13 protein-coding genes and 2 pseudogenes are annotated in these 17,690 nt (G+C 43.8%); 7 read left to right on the top strand and 8 right to left on the bottom strand.

The genetic code is table 11. The annotated features are described in order from the left end of the window. The 5 genes and pseudogenes from GPLA_RS00680 to GPLA_RS00660 all read right to left on the bottom strand — a co-directional run. Window positions 1–1,066, bottom strand: a 1,066-nt coding sequence (locus tag GPLA_RS00680; protein ID WP_040513595.1) for a hypothetical protein, incomplete at its 3' end; no start/stop codon positions are given. A gap of 93 nt (window positions 1,067–1,159) precedes the next feature. After that, window positions 1,160–1,306 (bottom strand): annotated as a pseudogene (locus GPLA_RS00675) (peptidase M14); the annotation flags it as partial. A 67-nt stretch (window positions 1,307–1,373) separates the two neighbouring features. Further along, complete coding sequence (locus tag GPLA_RS00670; protein ID WP_007102869.1) at window positions 1,374–2,984, bottom strand: carboxylesterase/lipase family protein; 1,611 nt, start codon at window positions 2,982–2,984, stop codon at window positions 1,374–1,376. Window positions 2,985–3,047: 63 nt separating this feature from the next. Then, window positions 3,048–5,360, bottom strand: a complete 2,313-nt coding sequence (gene parC / locus GPLA_RS00665; RefSeq protein WP_007102868.1) for a DNA topoisomerase IV subunit A — start codon at window positions 5,358–5,360, stop codon at window positions 3,048–3,050. Between the two features lie 81 nt (window positions 5,361–5,441). Further along, complete coding sequence (locus tag GPLA_RS00660; protein ID WP_007102866.1) at window positions 5,442–6,557, bottom strand: PQQ-dependent sugar dehydrogenase; 1,116 nt, start codon at window positions 6,555–6,557, stop codon at window positions 5,442–5,444. 163 nt (window positions 6,558–6,720) lie between these two features. Between GPLA_RS00660 and GPLA_RS23785 the strand changes: the two are divergent. Next, window positions 6,721–9,856 (top strand): annotated as a pseudogene (locus tag GPLA_RS23785) (7TM diverse intracellular signaling domain-containing protein). 41 nt (window positions 9,857–9,897) lie between these two features. Here the strand turns inward: GPLA_RS23785 and GPLA_RS00650 are convergent. Beyond that, window positions 9,898–10,578, bottom strand: a complete 681-nt coding sequence (locus tag GPLA_RS00650) for a DUF2982 domain-containing protein (RefSeq protein ID WP_007102865.1) — start codon at window positions 10,576–10,578, stop codon at window positions 9,898–9,900. A gap of 9 nt (window positions 10,579–10,587) precedes the next feature. Beyond that, window positions 10,588–10,737, bottom strand: a complete 150-nt coding sequence (locus tag GPLA_RS23645) for a hypothetical protein (RefSeq protein ID WP_007102864.1) — start codon at window positions 10,735–10,737, stop codon at window positions 10,588–10,590. Between the two features lie 302 nt (window positions 10,738–11,039). Here GPLA_RS23645 and GPLA_RS00645 point away from each other — a divergent pair, with 302 nt between their 5' ends. The 5 genes from GPLA_RS00645 to GPLA_RS00625 all read left to right on the top strand — a co-directional run bounded on the left by GPLA_RS00645 (window position 11,040) and on the right by GPLA_RS00625 (window position 16,366). Further along, the gene (locus tag GPLA_RS00645; RefSeq protein ID WP_007102863.1) at window positions 11,040–13,709 is read left to right on the top strand and encodes a reprolysin-like metallopeptidase; all 2,670 of its coding nucleotides are present in this window, start codon (window positions 11,040–11,042) and stop codon (window positions 13,707–13,709) included. Further along, entirely contained in the window at window positions 13,703–14,170 is a 468-nt protein-coding gene (locus GPLA_RS00640; protein WP_040513591.1) for a hypothetical protein, read from the top strand. Before GPLA_RS00645 ends, GPLA_RS00640 begins: the two co-directional genes overlap by 7 nt. Window positions 14,171–14,488: 318 nt before the next feature. Next, the gene (locus tag GPLA_RS00635; RefSeq protein WP_007102860.1) at window positions 14,489–14,929 is read left to right on the top strand and encodes a hypothetical protein; all 441 of its coding nucleotides are present in this window, start codon (window positions 14,489–14,491) and stop codon (window positions 14,927–14,929) included. Window positions 14,930–15,011: 82 nt separating this feature from the next. Continuing rightward, window positions 15,012–15,899: an MBL fold metallo-hydrolase gene (locus GPLA_RS00630; protein WP_007102859.1), complete on the top strand. Its 888-nt coding sequence runs from the start codon at window positions 15,012–15,014 to the stop codon at window positions 15,897–15,899. 128 nt (window positions 15,900–16,027) lie between these two features. Then, window positions 16,028–16,366, top strand: coding sequence for an FKBP-type peptidyl-prolyl cis-trans isomerase (locus GPLA_RS00625; protein ID WP_007102858.1), 339 nt, complete (start codon window positions 16,028–16,030; stop codon window positions 16,364–16,366). Window positions 16,367–16,443: 77 nt separating this feature from the next. On the opposite strand, the gene GPLA_RS00620 is transcribed toward GPLA_RS00625, so the two are convergent. After that, window positions 16,444–17,037: a LysE family translocator gene (locus GPLA_RS00620; RefSeq protein ID WP_040513589.1), complete on the bottom strand. Its 594-nt coding sequence runs from the start codon at window positions 17,035–17,037 to the stop codon at window positions 16,444–16,446. 99 nt (window positions 17,038–17,136) lie between these two features. On the opposite strand from GPLA_RS00620, the gene GPLA_RS00615 reads away from it, so the two are divergent. Next, window positions 17,137–17,589 carry an Lrp/AsnC family transcriptional regulator gene (locus GPLA_RS00615; protein WP_007102855.1) on the top strand — a complete coding sequence of 151 codons (453 nt, stop codon included), beginning with the start codon at window positions 17,137–17,139 and terminating at the stop codon, window positions 17,587–17,589. Window positions 17,590–17,690: the final 101 nt, after the last annotated feature.

Raw genomic sequence — 17,690 nt, 5'->3', positions numbered from 1 at the left:
GAGCTTTCATTAAAAGTATTTTGGTATAATCTTTAAATCCCTTCCTCTCGGTTGGTGCTACAGATAAGTTAGTTGGTTCGTACAATTCTGCGACATGTGAAAGATAGTCAGTAAATAAGTTTTTTCCAAACGGTCCCTTATTTTGCCTTAAATTATTGATTCTATTAGATATAGATGTCCTTCCGCTATTTTCATCCTTAATTAAAATAAGCATATTTAGATGGAGCAGCTCTATCGCTCGTTTTGGGTCGCTGTCATGTAATCGGCGTATTCTAGACGCAGCACTTCTGCCTTTTAGGAAATCAGTTTTGCACGGATTGGTAGTTGGGTAGGAATCGTTTAGGTAGCAACCTATCTTTTTTAACGGATTAGCGTTGGCCTTAGATAACTCTTGCCGCCGCTTTCTTATTAACTCTAAACGATGCATAGCGTAGCCAACTATTTGAAAATGCTCTCTTTCTGAATATTCAGCTAATGAAAATGCCGAATCTTCATCGAGTAAGTTGCTGGTAGGCTTATGATTACTTTCCAATATCCTCTTTTTTTTCAATGAGTAATGAAGCCGCTTCCAGTCAATTTTCGGGTGTAAGGAAAATATTGGTTTAAAATAACTAGCTCTGTGTCCTAATACTTTTTCAAAATCTATGAATAGTTCAGTATCAAATTCTGATATTTCAGTTATAGGTGACTTTTCATTGAGAAAGCTCATAAAAGCGCATACCTGACTCATAGCATTGCAAATCGCGCTATATGAAGGGAGTTCTCGTTTTGCCCAAAGTGAAAAGGCTCTAGCTACCTCATTAGATAGACTTTTAGGAATGTTTAGCCAGTCAGAAACGATCCAACTTTTAGACTTCATACCTTTGCAAATACGGATGTTTGATTTACGTGAATTCACCATATGTTCGTCGTTTTTTTCGAACCATATTTTGAATGATCTAGGATCATGTGGTGTTTGGACAATAATGAATGGTTCGTATGCAGGAAATTCACAATCAGTGACGGCCGAAGATTTTGAATCCTGAGCATTTGTAACTTTCAGTCTTTCATCTTTTTTCTTGGCCATGTATCTTGTTTTCTAATGATCGCACTTATTTACTAAATGTAGTAGAAGACAAAAAAAAATCAAAAAGTATCCTTATTATTTATTTTACATATTTTGCACCTCAGCACCGTGTATGGAACTTTGAATATAAACCTTTGGCCCAGGTTGCTGTCCGATAAATCGGTACAAAGGCACATTCATATTGCGCCCAGAGGCATTTTGCGCCACCACTATATATTCTTTTTTAAATTTATTTTCCACGGTAGAACTCGCTGTGATGAGCAACCTTTTATTCGCGTATACGGTGATCAGGGTTGCTCTTTAGGGATTATTGCGTTGCATAATATCGACGATGAAAGGCATGACGTGCGTCTATATAACCCATATCTTCAACTTCAGGTTCTGATTTTATAACCAATCGCTTTTGACTCGAAAACTCGGGCCATGGCAGCAAATTTTTTGTATCCTCGTTAGTCAAATTAGGGTTACCACTTTTGATAAAATTGGCAAAATATTGCTGCATGGTAGTGGACACTTGGTGATCTTCTTTTTGCCACTCATAAAGTGGGTTAACCTGCAAATTCCCTAAGGCATACTCAATTTCAGCAGAGTGTACAGCCCCCCTAGGTTGGTTGGCCTGCACTACTTTTTTCGCCCCTACCAAGGCTGGGCGCACATGGTCATAAAAATAGTAATAGCTTGCAGCTTGGTTAGTTTGACGGTTTTGATATGCCCAATTATACGTTGCAAAGCCCATAAAACGGTCGCTCGCCAAAGCCTGCGCCGATGCTTTCACTTGCGCGCTGTTCTGCCCGGGGTAAAGTTGCATAACCGTTTTGAAATTATTAGGGTAAAGGCGTTTAATCTTGTCTAGATAATGATCCACTGTTGGCGCCCCATCGACCATGATCTGCTGGTAGCTGCCTTCTTGTGAGTTATCCCCAACAAGCAGAGGTACCTTCGCTTGTTTACCCTGGGCGTATAACGCGTCAGGAGAGGCTGGCAGAAAACGACCATCTATCGTAGGCTTGAAATAAATAAAGCCCCCTTTAGTCACTTTATCTAACAGAATTTGGGCTGGCATCTTTCGCAGTGCGGCAATATTTTTTTCAATATTAAGCGCAGAATTTGTTGAGGACACATCCTTAATCACTGCCTGTAGTATTTTGTCTCCATACTGTTCGGCAGCATCAAGCGTAAGGGGATCTAATGGCGGCCCCACAATCGAGCCACTTTCACCTATCGCTCCCGCTATATAAGGTTTGGTGGAAGGAGCCACCAGCAAGGCACTAACCGATATTGATCCAGCAGACTCACCTGCGATGGTGATACGTTTAGGATCACCGCCAAAATTTTCAATATTCTCTGCCACCCATTTTAACGCGGCTTGCTGATCCATCAGCCCATAATTACCCGAACCTTGATAACCAGATGCATTTGATAGCCCTTTATGCGCAAAAAATCCGAACACTCCAAGGCGGTAATTTGCGGTTACCACCACTATGCCTTTTTGCGCCATTGAAACACCATCGTAGCGTTTCTCATCAGCACTGCCGGCAATAAAGCCGCCGCCATGGAAGTACAACAACACAGGTAGCTTACGTTTACTATCTGCCTCTGGTGTCCAAACATTAAGGTACAAACTATCTTCACTGATGCTTTGCGAGCGAAATTGCATATCGCTGTAAATAGGGTTCTGCATCGGCCTAGCAGCAAAATGTTTGGCGTCTCGCACACCTGCCCATGGTTCAACAGGTTGAGGTGGCTGCCAACGAAGCTCGCCTACAGGAGGCGCGGCGAAGGGGATCCCTTTAAAGGATGTAATCGTGGATTGAGTATCAATATCGCCCGATAACGCACCAAATTGAGTGTCGACCTGCACAGCACTGATAGCGGATGAAAAAGTGATAAGTGCAAAAATGAGAAGGGCAAATTGCATGATGTTTCCTTGTGGCGGATAAACGTTGGCTATATAACTTTTCATATAGCCAACTATGGGGCTTTAAATTTGCGGTTCGCCGGGTAAATCGATATCTGTTTCCAGAGAGCTTTCACTCGTCCCACCGGTCTCGACTTCGATGCCATCAACGCGCTGTAAGCCGCGAGGTAACTTGTTACCTCGTCGTCCTCGCTCTCCTTGATAATGAGTGAGGTCTTCCGCTGTTAAGGTCATACCGCGTTTACCTGCCAGTATTTTCACATTGGCCCCTTGGGGAACCACAGTGAGCACTTTGACGTATTCTTCCCGTGATTGAGATTTAGCCGATGGAATGCTGATGATCTTGTTACCTTTACCTTTACCTAAGCTGGGTAAATCACGTAGGGGAAACATAAGCATGCGGCCTTCATTCGATATGGCTAAACACCAATCCGATGCTAAATCTTGAACTGGCTGAGGAGAAATGACTTTTGCGGCTTTGGGCAACGATAGGTAGGCTTTACCTGCACGATTTTTGCTGATCATATCAGCAAACTTACCCACAAAACCGTAACCCGCATCTGAGGCAATAAGGTACTTTTGATCATCTTGCCCCATCACCACATGCTCAGCACTTTCGCCACTGACGATACCAAAGCGCCCCGTGATCGGCTCACCTTGGCTTCGCGCTGAAGGCAATACATGGGCATCACATGAAAATGCCCTACCCGAAGTATCCATAAAGACAGCTTGCTGATTACTGCGTCCTTTGCTGCTCGCGAGATACTTATCTCCGGCTTTATAACTAAGGCCTTCAACATCAACATCATGGCCTTTGGCACAACGGGCCCAGCCTTTTTCAGATAACACCACGGTTACCGCTTCAGACGGGATCAATTCTTTTTCGCTCAACGCTTTAGCTTCAGAACGTTCGATGATGGGCGAGCGTCTGTCATCGCCATACATTTCGGCAGCAGCCAGAATTTCTTTTTTAATCAAGGTTTTTAAACGACGGTCTGAACCAAGCAGAATTTGAAGCTCATCTCGTTCTTTGGCGAGCGCGTCTTGTTCACCTTGAATTTTCATTTCTTCGAGCTTAGCTAAATGACGTAGTTTTAATTCAAGAATAGCTTCGGCTTGAATATCAGACAGTGAGAAGGTGTCGATTAGGACTTGCTTCGGTTTGTCTTCGTATCGAATGATGCGGATCACTTCATCGATATTTAAAAAGGCGATCATCAAGCCTTCTAAAATATGTAAGCGCGCTAACACTTTATCTAAACGATACTGCAAGCGCCTGATCACCGTATCTTTTCTAAAGCTCAACCACTCAGCCAAAATCATCCGTAAATCTTTGACTTGCGGCCGACCGTCTAACCCAATCATATTGATATTAACTCGGTAGCTTTTTTCTAGGTCGGTGGTCGCAAAAAGGTGCTGCATTAATTGCTTGATATCAACCCGATTGGAGCGCGGCGTAATCAATAAGCGCGTGGGGTTTTCATGATCAGACTCATCACGTAGATCACTGACCATAGGCAACTTTTTAGCTTGCATTTGGGCTGCGATTTGTTCTAGAACCTTTCCCCCGGACGCTTGATGCGGCAGTGCAGTAATAATAATATCGCCGGCTTCTTCGTAATACACAGCCCGCATTTTTATCGAGCCGCGACCGGTTTCATACATTTTACGAATATCGCTTTTCGGCGTAATGATTTCAGCGTCAGTAGGGTAATCGGGCCCTTGCACAAACTCGAGTAATTCGCTCAGTTCTGCTTTGCTGTTATCGAGTAAATGCGCACAGGCATTTGCCACTTCACGCACATTGTGCGGCGGAATGTCTGTAGCCATGCCAACCGCAATACCTGTGATGCCATTGAGCAAAATATGTGGTAATCGAGCGGGCAGTATCTTTGGCTCATCCATAGTGCCATCAAAGTTAGGCTGCCAATCCACGGTACCTTGGCCTAACTCAGTGAGCAGTACTTCACTGAATTTAGACAAACGAGATTCGGTGTAGCGCATGGCAGCAAACGATTTCGGATCATCTGGCGCCCCCCAGTTTCCTTGACCGTCAACCAAAGGATAACGATATGAAAACGGCTGGGCCATTAGCACCATAGCTTCATAACAGGCTGAGTCTCCGTGAGGGTGGAACTTACCTAACACGTCGCCTACGGTGCGGGCTGATTTTTTATATTTTGCGTTGTTACTTAAGCCAAGCTCTGACATCGCATACACAATACGTCGTTGCACCGGCTTTAAGCCGTCACCGATATGGGGTAAAGCCCTGTCCATGATGACGTACATGGAATAGTTGAGATAGGACTCTTCAGTGAAACGACGCATCGGAAGCTGTTCGATGCCATCTTTATTAATAATAATTTCTTGACTCATAGTGTGCTGTATCGACCGCTGTTTTTATTTTTTGTAGGGCAAAACATAATTTTTGCCCTCGCTTTTGAACGTAAAAATGAATTACTTCTGGTAGGTTACCCTATAAATAACATTCGCGAAATCATCTGATACCAACAGACTTCCGTCCGGCATGGTCAGTAATGCAACTGGCCGTCCCCAAGAGGTTTCATCTGCTTGCAACCAACCCTCGATGAAGGGTTGGTAATCAACGATTTCATTGTCTTTTAATACGGCACGCATCACCTTGTAACCCGATTTTTTACTGCGATTCCAGGAACCATGCTCAGCGACGAACAAATTATTTTGCGCTGATTCAGGGAACATATCACCGTGGTAAAAATGGATCCCAAGTGGGGCAACATGCGCACCTAAATTGAATGCCGGTGCGACATAATCTTCAGGGTTTTTATCCACCGAAAATTCAGGATCTGCGATTGTCCCTGCATGGAAATAGGGATACCCATAATGTGCACCTTCGTCGTCCACACGGTTAATTTCACATGGAGGAATATCATCCCCCATCATGTCACGGCCGTTATCACTGAACCACATTTGCTTAGTTTGCGGATGCCAGTCAAAGCCCACGCTGTTGCGCACACCTTTGGCAACCCAAACCCGCTCTTTGCTTTTCAAGTTATACTTCAGGATCGATGCGAACTCTGGATTATCAAATTTGTCACCGCCATTGGTTTGGCAAATATTACACGGCGCACCTATAGGTAGGTACAGCCAATCATCCGGTCCAAAATCGATGTATTTCCAACCATGATGTTTTTTATCCGGTAAGCCATCGATAACAACTTCAGGTGCGGGCAAGGCCCGGAAGTTTTTTTCAATTTCCGAGTATTTAACAATTTGGCTTACTTGTGCCACATATAAGTCACCGTCTTTAATGGCGATACCCGATGGCATAGTTAAGTCCTTGGCTATGATCAGCACCTCATCGGCCTTACCATCATGGTCTTTATCGATGACAGCACTAATTACACCGCCTTCGCGGCTGCCGACAAATAAAATCCCATTATCGCTCAACGCCATTTGTCGGGCATTTTTCACATCAGACGCATAGATGTCTATTTTATATCCGTCAGGTAAATGAAGCTTGTCCAGGGGCAAAGTATCAGCCAAGCCAGGAAAACTGATAAAAGAGAGTAGAATCAAACGGCGAAGTGTCATAGATTATTTCCAATGTTGATAAAAACATAACAATTATAAAGATATCTATCCTTAGGGCTACAACGATTGTCGCCAATAAGGAAATCATTATCAATTCAAGTTAACCGATCCGTTTAGCTCAGCAGGAGTCACCTTGAGGCCTAATTATACATCTAAAACCGTTATGCACATTTGGCGCGCATTATTGGTTTGTCTCACATTAGGCGTTTCGTCTTCAGCCATAGCTCAGCAGTTAGAAAGCTTGGTGCAGCTTATATCAAAAGAACATGAAGTGAGCTTATCCTCATCAATCAGTGTGCTGCACGAATCCGGTGCTGAGCTCAGTGTCACCCAAGCGCGAAATTCACTATCTCAGTTTGTTTGGCATTCTGGCGGCAACCCCAATTATGGTTTTTCAGAACATGGTCTCTGGCTTTATACCACCTTGAGCAACGTGACAACCACTGATAAATGGGTCGTCAGCGTGGCATTTTCACAACTCGATAATGTTGACATGTATATCCTGCAAGACGGTCAAGTCATTGCTTCAAGCTTTCAAGGTAAATTTGGACTACCGTCTCACTACCGTTTGCCCGTCATGAAAGTCGACCTGCCCTATGCACAAACGGTAGAGCTTTTTGTTCGATTACAAAGCCAGCATAGTAGCCTAGTTGCCCCCGTGACGATTCAATCTGCGGATTCCCACGAAATACAAAATTTTTATGACAACTTGTTATGGGGTCTATTTTACGGTGGCCTAATCATATTGGCGATCTATAACTTAGTGGTGTATTTCGCCCTTAGAGAAGCAAGTTTGTTAGCTTACGTAGGTTATATATGCACGGTTCTTGTTTGGCAATTTGTCTGGGGCGGCCATGCCAATATGATGTTCCCCCAGGGGCTGTCTCACTGGTTCGATATGCATACCGACATCATTTTTGTGTTAATTGGTATCGGTTCGGGTATTTTCACCTTGATCTTTTTAGAAGCCAAACACACCGCGCCTAAAACTCTGCCTTTTATCAAGGTCAGTATTACTTTGTTAGCCGTCATGGGGGCGTGCTCTTTAGTTAATTTGTTCCCACCCGTGTTGGCAAAATGCATCTGTATATGTGGTCAGTATGTTAGCCATTAGCTGTTACACCTATGCTGGATTCGAAAGCTATTCGAATCAATTTTATGCAGCTCGGTATTTCATTTTTGCTTGGACCATTTTAGCGGCTTGCGCATTAATCGGTATGTTTAGTCTGGTGGATATATTGCCCTCTAACATATTCACTACCTATTGTTTCCAATTTGGCGTGTTCTTCGAATCAGCCCTGTTTTCTTTGGCTCTTATGGACAAGAGTCGCCATCAATTGGAGCTTGAAGTACAACAAGCCACGAATGACTTACGTAATAACATCGAATTAGTGGAAGAGCAAAACGTGCGCTTGGACATAGCGCGCAAAGCAGCGGTTGCCGCCAGCAATGTGAAATCACAATTTCTGGCCAACATGAGTCACGAAATCCGGACGCCGTTAAACGCGATACTGGGATTTAGTAAAGAATTACAACAAAGTAACCTTGCCGCCGACAAGCATGAACAAATCAATATCATTAACGCTGCCGCCGATAATTTAATGACTATAGTCAACGACGTATTAGACGTATCGAAAATTGAAGCGGGCAAACTGCACATTAATAGCCACCCCTTTTCAATCAACGAATTGCTCGAAGAAATGATCGGCATCATGGCAAAGTCGGCTCATTTAAAAGAGTTGGAATTTGTCTACGACATTGAGCCTTTGCCACTCAAGTTGATTGGTGACAGTTTCCGTATACGTCAGATACTCAATAATCTCTTGGGCAATGCCCTTAAATTCACCGACCAAGGTCACATTGGCTTGTCGGCTTCGGGCCGAGTGTTAGAACACGGTATTTTTGAATTGACGATCAGGATTGAAGATACAGGTATTGGTATCAGCCGGGAAGACAAACGCAAGTTGTTTACCGCCTTTTCCCAGGTGGACGATGCTTTGAATCGCTCGTATCAAGGTACCGGTTTGGGTTTAGTTATCTGCAAAGAGCTTGTTAAATTAATGCATGGTCAACTGACATTACAAAGTGCCCCCGGCCAAGGCAGTGTATTTAATGTCACCATAAGAATGAATATTTTGAATACCAAACCCAGTATTTCAGCCAAAAGTGAATGGTATGATAAACAGGTATTATTATTTGACCCTTACCCCAATGCACGTTTCACTGCGAGCAAATTACTGCGCTCTCTGGGGGCCCATGTAACAAGCGCGGACTCTATTACGTTCTTAGGTACCTGCAGCCAAGAATTTGATTACCTTATCTTATGTGTGCATCCTCAAGAGCAGTTATCCAGTGAGCAAGCCCTAGAATGCGCGGACAATATCAACGCCACTCACAAAGTATTGCTGTGCTCCGGCCAAGAATCCTGTAACCGCTTGTCACAACGAGCATCGCAATTTTCTGTGCAAATGCGTTTACCACTAACACCGGGGAAGTTAACAGAAATCATGCACAAACCGGCACAAGATCCGGTCAATGAGTTGCAACAACGCTTACAAAATCTTCCCGGCGTAAAAGTGCTAGCTGTGGATGATATGGAAATGAACTTACGTCTATTAAGTACTTGGTTAAAATCATCGCCCCTCGTACTCGATCAAGCCTATAGTGGTCAAGATGCGGTAACTTGCTGTGAAGAAAACGAATACGATTTAATTTTGATGGACGTACAAATGCCCAACATGGACGGCTTACAGGCAACAAAATTGATCCGTGGCACTCCACTCAACTTCGGCACTCCCATTATTGCCGTAACCGCCCATGCGTTTAAGGAAGAACAGCAACGGCTATTAAGCAGCGGCATGGACGATTACCTTCCTAAACCGCTAGATCTATCTGACTTAGTCGATTTGATCAATCGATGGTGCCATCAGGGAGATGAAGAGGAGATACAAATAGACGTGTTTGATTGGTCACTGGCGTTAAAACGCGCCAACCAGAACGCAGATGCAGCCCGGGATCTGTTTGATCAGTTTGTACTTCAACTTCCGGATTTCGCCAAAAAATTCACCCATCAACAAAATCAAAGCCAATACGAAGAACTGCAACAAATAGTGCACGCGTTGCATGGGGTTTGTTGTTATACTGGTGCAGCTGCGCTCCATGCTAGTTGCGCTGAATTGGAAGCCCAACTTAAACGTAAACAATATCCCAAAGTCGCAACATCACTTAATCGAATCATTACCGATATACATGCGATACTTGCCCAAGTTGACGCAATAAAACAACGGATGCAGGAATAAGCCCAGTGTCCGTCATAGTCATAACCAAGGCCCACCAATAGTTACTTGCTTTTGTTTTGGACAAACTCTTGGCATTCCCGAAGCAATTGGACAAATTCTTGTTCACTTCGATCCAGTTCAGATACGCTAATAAATAAATCATAGCCGAGGCGCTGACGCAGTTTAGTCATCCGATTTGCCAACATCGCTTGAATACCGGTTAACACAGTACCGTCGGGCAATTTATGCTTGTCGTCTTCAACTAAATCGTTACTAAAGCTTTCTCCTGAGGCATTGTCGGCCTTATTCCCAAGCAGTAATAATGGCCGCTGCTCCATAAGAAGATGGATCATTAGCCTGATGGGTGTAGTGGTTAAAAAAGGCCGGTAATCTTTAAGTTTTATGCCGACTAAACTTAAGTCTTCTAATTGCAAGTCGCGATGCGCTCGGGGTACGTCGATCCGCTGAATATTTTCCCAACTCACATACCACTGCCCTTTTCGGTGCTGATAACAAATCGAATCATGGGACAGTTCAATGCTAAAAATAGGTTCGCGAAATTTAAACCAGGCGATGAGTAGCGCAACTATGCCTGCACTCGTCACAAATATACCCGCTAAAAAAAATGACTTGGGCAACCAAGCAAAAATCAAGATACTCAAAATTAATCCCATGATGCCAACAAGGCTAGTCGTTAACACATTACGCTTTGCCGATGCGCGAATTTGTATTACGTCTTGCATATTATTTCTTTACTCCGTCCAAAATCCAAAATACATCAAACCCATTAATATGCCCCAAATAATGATATATCGCATGCGTAAACAACGCGGACAATCGGTTTTAAACAGACGAGGGAAGTTAAGTTTATTCACGTTTTCGCCTTGTTTTTGTTTAGTCATAAATACTCATGCTCGCTAGTACCCGCACGGATCAATCGCGTTATTCTACCTCATTAAAATATCTGTTTATCCAATTCATATTCCGTTCAGCATAAAACGATGAGTATCAGACTAATTTCCGATACAAGTTTCTCAATTAATCACTAGAATGAAATTCACAAAATTGTGCGGGCTGAGCATTTTGCTCTATCAGCATCAAGTGTAATAGAACAAGCAAGGATGAGGCTGTTCTTTAATTTTAAGCTGGCCGCTTAGCTTTAACGGGGCGTATCCCCTAGGCAGTCAATATACAAGGTTGTGTTATGCAAACAGTCAATAGACAAGTTGTAAATAGAATGGCGCAACGCATTTTATTCGTCGTGGTATCAAGTTTAGGTACGGTTGCCTTTACTAACGCATTCGCTGAATCAATATGGGCAGCATCAGCAAAAAGCAAATCAGCGTCACCTTCGGAACAAGCAAAAGTGGCGGCATCCAACGGAAACTATCAAAGTCTCGACAGTCGTGTCTTGCAACAAAAATTTAGTGATAAAAGCACCACTATCACCTTAGCCATTCCATTGCCTGATGGCACTTTGGCTGATTTTATTCTCACACCTTCTACCGTGATGTCATCAGCTTTAGCCCTGCGTTACCCGCAATTTATGTCCTATAATGCCGTGCAAGCTAATGCCCCACAAAATATTGGCCGTTTTAGCTTAACGCACAAAGGATTAACGGGAATATTCCGCCAGCAGGATCAATGGGCACTACTGTCTCCTTTATTTGAAAGTAACGACGAGCAGTACATTAGCTACTATTACCTCGATTCTGAAGGCGAAAGTTTACTGCCATCAGGCATTGACGACTCACTTTCATCTCCTGTATCCGCCAATAATGAAACAGAAGATGAGCCCAGCACTGCACAAAAAATCACTGGGGATACGCTGACAACCTATCGACTAGCATTAAGTGCTACGGGTGAATATACCCAAGCCACAGGCGGTACAAAAGCCGATGCTGTCGCCGAAATGGTAACCTTAGTCAATCGGGTCAATCAGATATTGTTGATCGATACGGCAATACAATTTGAGTTAGTGGATAACGACGATATTATTTTTACCGATGCTGACACGGATCCTTATACCAATAGTGACGCCAATGCCGATCTTACGACGAACCAACAGGTTATCGACGACGCTGTTGGCAGCAGTAATTATGATATTGGTCATTTGCTGGCCACCAATCCTGGCGGCTTAGCATCTGTGGGAGTGGTGTGCCTCAACACTCATAAAGCCCAAGGTTACACCGGCAATACCAGCCCCCAAGGCGAGCGATTTTATATCGATTTGGTGATCCATGAGTTAGGCCATCAACTCGACGCCGAACATTCTTTTAACGCTCAAGACTTAGATGCCTGCGACGAAGAGCAGCGCAGTGCTTCTAGTGCTTTTGAGCCTGGCAGCGGCTCAACCATTATGTCGTACGCGGGTATCTGCGGCGCACAAAATATACAAAACACCAGCTCGCCTTATTTTCACGCCGGATCGGTTGAGCAAATTCGTGATTACGTGGACTCTGGCCGAGGCCGTTTATGTGGCACCACTTCAAGTTTGGCTAACTCAGCTCCAAGCCTGACATTAGCCAATAATCGCTATGTTATCCCTGCCAGTACACCTTTTATTCTTGATGTGCAGGCTACTGACAATAGCACTCTGTCTTACACCTGGGAGCAAATCGATGCCGGCGGCGATATTGGTGGTACCGCCAACGTCAGTGAAATGCGCAGTGATAATGGCGCCAACCCGTTATTCCGCTCCTATCCAGCTGTGAGTGAGAGCTTTCGCTATTTTCCGGCACTCACTGATGTGTTAAACAATACCGTGAGCTTCGGTGAAATTTATGCCACTACCACTCGAGATTTAACGTTTAGAGTAACGGTTAAAGATAACCAAGGAGGGGTTAACACAGCAGACGTGGCGCTTGAAGTTGTCGACACAGGAGCTGAATTCGCTGTTAGTCAGCCAATTTCAACCAGCGTGTGGCAGGGCAATACCGCGCAGACGATTAGTTGGAATACGGCCGATACACAAAACACGCCTATCAACTGTCAGTCGGTCGATATCACTGCCGATTTAGACGGCGATAATGTATTTGACAGCCCCCTTGCCAGCAACACAGAAAATGATGGGGAACATGTCATATTTTCTCCCAATACAAATACGACTCGCGCTAGGGTTAAAATAAGCTGCGTGGATAACGTATTTTATGCGCTCAATCCCGCTAGTTTCACTATTACCCAAGGAAATACATCCGTTGCCCCTGTTATCGACGGACAATCAGTGTTAAGTGTCAACGAAGATGCCACTGTCACTATCACATTGGATGATTTACAAGTCACAGACCCAGACTCGTCGTATCCAGATAACTTCACTTTTGCCTTACAGGCCGGCGCTAATTACAGTCTGGAAAATAACGCCACTGTCGTCCCAGATACGCATTTTAATGGCCCACTTTCAGTCTCGGTGACCGTCAACGATGGCATAGATGACTCAAACGCATTTGCTTTGTTAATCTCGGTCAATCCAGTCAACGATGCCCCGGAGGCCATCAATGACAATGAAACGGTTCAGCAGGATAGCGCAGCCACACTCATCAACGTTTTGAGCAATGACACAGATATAGACGGTGATACCCTGATTATAAGCGATGTGAGTTACTCAGGTAATGGCACGGTCAGCATTACTGATAGCCAAATTAGCTATCAACCTCAAACGGGTTTCTCGGGCGTAGACAGTCTAACTTACGTGGCAAGTGATGGCAGCTTAAGCAGCATTGCGACATTGAATGTAACCGTAACTGCCGCTGCGCCAACGACCCCTACGACACCAAGCAGCTCAGGAGGCGGTGGCGCTGTCAGTCTGTTTTGGGTTTGGTTGCTAGGAGTCATCTCGTTAATGCGCAACCGACAAACTCGGTTTCCATTATGCTGAAATTGACCAAGACTCGTTTTTTGATCGGTCCCGCCATGCTCGCGCTTAGCACACTAAGTGCATGCGCTTGTTTACCAGCGGCGAAAATCGCAGATACTGAGCAGCCAGAGCAAACCAATGAGGTAGCTCTGGCACGAGCTAGGGAGTCAGAAAACAAAATGATCTCACATGATCATCCCTTGAGCTGGACGGTCAATGCGGAGCCAAAAAGCGATGCTCAACAAGCAATCGTGAACAAAGATTTCCGCTTGTTAGCTTTTGCTGGACGAGCAATCTCTATACCAGGAATTGATTTTGCTGAATACCCACTCGAGCACCTTCAGCAACAATGTGGCTATCGAGTGCTCAAAGGCACTGGTGATGTGCTACGCATTGGCGAGCAAAGTGCATTACGTACCAAAACCCATGATTATGCGGTCATCTACAATCAATACATGTTAGCTGCGTGTAATGCACCTTAATCTCGCAGAAGCAGACATAACGAACAAATATCCCATTGAAAACACAGCTTTAATTTAGCGGTAACTTAACAAGACCTCAAAAACACCTTATTTTTAACCTCAAAAATGAAAAAAAGCCTAGTCTTTTGTTGAGCGCGATACCTATCACCTAAACTGATAGTTTTTTTGGTGACGCCTGCCACGGGTTAAATAATTTTTTCGTCATCAATATTCTTAATATTAAGCGCCCGTTTATTCAATGCAACACCCAAATATTTAGGGGTGAGGCTTAATAATAAATTACCTCAGGGTGAGGTGATATCAACAAGAGTAGATGATATGAAAAACATAAAAATGGCATTACTAACAAGTATTTTAGCTCTATCTATTGCTACATCGACTGCGGCTCAAGAGTCCAGTTATTCTTACGGCACGGTTTGGGAAGCACACGGCATCCACGTATTACCCGGTCAGTTTGAAAATTATATGGATCACCTAGCAGGAAGCTGGAAACAAATTTATGAATATGCAAAAAAAGAAGGCCACGTTGTAGATTACCATGTGTTGGCAACCAATAACGCGCGAAAAGGTGAGCCGGATTTAATGTTAGTAATTGAGTACAAGGATTATATGAAAACAGCCGAATACCAAGCTTTTCAAAAGAAAATCGATGAGTTACTTGCGACTAATGAGCGCAAAGCCGACAAAGAGTATGGTGAACGGGAAAATATGCGTGAGACCCTCAGCTCAATGCAATTTCACGAGTTAGACTTAAAGTAGCCCATGTTAACTAGCATTTCGTGAGGCCAAACTGGGTAAAATAATTTCACGCGTATGGCGTTCTTATTATGACGGATGCATCATGAAAGGTTACGCCATGCAAACTTACTTATTAAAACGCCTTTTATTGGCGGTAAGTTTTTTATCCATCTCATTTCAAGCCTTAAGTTACGAAATTGAAACCTTAGATGGCGACCTTTATCGATTCATTGATGATCGTCATCGCTCTGTTTTTATGATCACCAAACAGGGAGCACTTATAACAGATCCAATGAATACCGCTGCGGCCACATGGTTAAAAGCGCAAATAAATGAACGTTTCAATGTGCCTATCAAGTATGTGGTTTACAGCCATAACCATTCTGATCATATTTACGGTGCCGAAGTTTTTGACGACCCACAAACCATATTTGTTGCCCACAAGCTTGCAGCGCAAGATATATATAATACCAAGGCAAATACCGTCGCCCCAGATATAACGTTCGAAAATCAAATGCTGCTAAACCTCGGGTCCAAAACCGTGCGCCTCACCTACCATGGACCGAATGATGGTAGAGGATCTATCAGTATGTTATTCGAACAGCAAAAGTTGCTCTATGTGGTGGACTGGATCATTGTGGGTAGGATGCCGTGGAAAAAACTCTGGAGCTACGATATTCAGGGTATGATCAATTCCACCCAAGCGATACTTGGATATGACTTTACCACCTTCGTTGGCGGGCACGCCGACATAGGAAATAAACAAGATGTCGCTCGTTATCTAGGCTACTTAACTCAGCTATACAGCCAAGTTACCGCAGGTGCACTTGTCGGTAAATCACTGACAGAAATTCAAGAAACAGTAGACTTGAGTGAATTCAGCGATCTAACCAATTATCAACAATGGCTGCCGCTAAACGTTGAGGGAGTATATGAGCGTTTAATGGAAGAGTCAGGAATGGGATGGCGTTCAGATGTGTCGCCCCCATAAGTTCATCTGAGTTTTATTGATGACACGGTAAGTATCACTGCTCACTCAATCTGACACCTGTCTCTATGAAAACGGTTTGAGTTTGGGTATAAACTCAGTTCAATATCAGTTGGAAGCGAACAATTTACATGCAAGAAGAGCTAAAAATAGAAGATTTAATAACCGGAAATGGAAAAGTAGCCCAACGGGGAGCACTCATTACCGTGCATTATCGTGGTTACCTTGAAGATGGCAGCGAGTTCGACTGCTCTTATAAAAATGATGCACCTTTGCAAATTGTACTAAGTAACAAACGTGTCATACAAGGCTGGATTTTAGGGCTAAAAGACATGAAAGAAGGCGGTAAGCGAAAATTATGGGTGCCAGCACATCTTGCCTATGGCGAACGCCAAATCGGTAATATGATCCCGCCTAATTCAGATTTAACCTTCGAAATTGAATTACTTGAAGTACTAACAAGAGATTAATGATCTCACACAGGCCCACATTAGGCTGACGCATACCGAGCTTAAAGTTGCAGAAGATCTATTGAACGGCATCCTTGTTAGAGAAATATGGGGTACAAAGATGTCACCAACAATCCTGCCATGGTGAAATTAAACACTCTCAAACGGTTATTGTTGGTTAAAAAGCTTTGAATTTTTTGCCCTAACACAGTCCAGCCACTGATACAGGGTAAGTTGACCGCACCGAACACTCCTGCAACCATCACTACGGCGGCAACACTCTTTGATGGCGCATAAACACTGATTGCGGTCAACGCCATCGTCCACGCTTTAGGATTAACCCATTGGAACATCACAGCCTGCAAAAACGTCATGGGTTTAGCCGTAGCCGATTTACCTTGTGCGGCCTTTGATGAAGTGGCAATTTTATACGCCAGATACAGTAAATAAGTTACGCTCAATACTTTTAAAACCGTGTATGTGATAGGAAATGCGTCAAACAACTGCATAATCCCTAACCCAACGAGCACCACCATCAAAGTAAAACCTGACGCGACTCCCAACATGTGGGGCAAGGTACGTTTAACACCATAATTCGCCCCAGAAGCCATCAACATAAGATTGTTCGGCCCTGGGGTAATGGACGACACAAAAGCAAAAAGCATTAACGCGCTCAATATTTCAAAGGTCATTTCGATTGTTTCTCTGTCTGGGAATGTGTGCAATTATAAAGAGCAAAATACAAAATTACTGCGCTATTAACTGCAACATAAACCACTTAAGAACAACTAATGATCAAAAAAGACAAATATAACGACAGAATATTGCAAGAGCTTAGTAAGCATGGCCGTATAGCCAATACAGAGTTAGCAGAAAAAATTGGTTTATCCGCTTCGGCTTGCTTACGAAGGGTACAAGAATTAGAACACAGCGGTGTCATTAAAGGCTATCGAGCGATACTCGATAGCGAATTGCTAGGCAACGGATTTATTGCCTACGTTACCGTTGGCTTAGGCCTACACACTAAAGACTCCCAAGACGCCTTTGAACAAGCCATAGCGAACGCCAATGAAGTCAAAGAGTGTCATAATGTGACCGGATCATTCGAGTATATATTGCGTGTAGAAACCTCAAATTTGAAAACGTATAAGACCTTCCACACCGATATACTCGGTACTCTGCCCCAAGTAAACACTATTACCACTCACGTAGTCATGGACTCCCCCAAGAACGAACGAGCTTAACGGTTAAGCATAAAATTAGCGCCGCAGAGCATGAATAAGCATACTCAGTTACATCACAAGAACCCCCCGCCCTAGGCGGGGCTTGCAATTAACTTAGTTAA

The organism is Paraglaciecola polaris LMG 21857 (assembly GCF_000315055.1).
Classification (GTDB): domain Bacteria; phylum Pseudomonadota; class Gammaproteobacteria; order Enterobacterales; family Alteromonadaceae; genus Paraglaciecola; species Paraglaciecola polaris.
The sequence above is the reverse complement of the archived record's forward strand: the minus strand, read 5'-3'. Positions and strand labels throughout refer to the sequence as shown.

Bases quoted from the DNA above. Each gene is read 5' to 3' on its own strand.
- GPLA_RS00615 (WP_007102855.1), top strand. From the start codon at position 17,137: ATGATCAAAAAAGACAAATATAACGACAGAATATTGCAAGAGCTTAGT.
- GPLA_RS23645 (WP_007102864.1), bottom strand. From the start codon at position 10,737: ATGACTAAACAAAAACAAGGCGAAAACGTGAATAAACTTAACTTCCCT.
- GPLA_RS00620 (WP_040513589.1), bottom strand. From the start codon at position 17,037: ATGACCTTTGAAATATTGAGCGCGTTAATGCTTTTTGCTTTTGTGTCG.
- parC (WP_007102868.1), bottom strand. From the start codon at position 5,360: ATGAGTCAAGAAATTATTATTAATAAAGATGGCATCGAACAGCTTCCG.
- GPLA_RS00650 (WP_007102865.1), bottom strand. From the start codon at position 10,578: ATGCAAGACGTAATACAAATTCGCGCATCGGCAAAGCGTAATGTGTTA.
- GPLA_RS00670 (WP_007102869.1), bottom strand. From the start codon at position 2,984: ATGCAATTTGCCCTTCTCATTTTTGCACTTATCACTTTTTCATCCGCT.
- GPLA_RS00630 (WP_007102859.1), top strand. From the start codon at position 15,012: ATGAAAGGTTACGCCATGCAAACTTACTTATTAAAACGCCTTTTATTG.
- GPLA_RS00625 (WP_007102858.1), top strand. From the start codon at position 16,028: ATGCAAGAAGAGCTAAAAATAGAAGATTTAATAACCGGAAATGGAAAA.
- GPLA_RS00660 (WP_007102866.1), bottom strand. From the start codon at position 6,557: ATGACACTTCGCCGTTTGATTCTACTCTCTTTTATCAGTTTTCCTGGC.
- GPLA_RS00645 (WP_007102863.1), top strand. From the start codon at position 11,040: ATGCAAACAGTCAATAGACAAGTTGTAAATAGAATGGCGCAACGCATT.
- GPLA_RS00640 (WP_040513591.1), top strand. From the start codon at position 13,703: ATGCTGAAATTGACCAAGACTCGTTTTTTGATCGGTCCCGCCATGCTC.
- GPLA_RS00635 (WP_007102860.1), top strand. From the start codon at position 14,489: ATGAAAAACATAAAAATGGCATTACTAACAAGTATTTTAGCTCTATCT.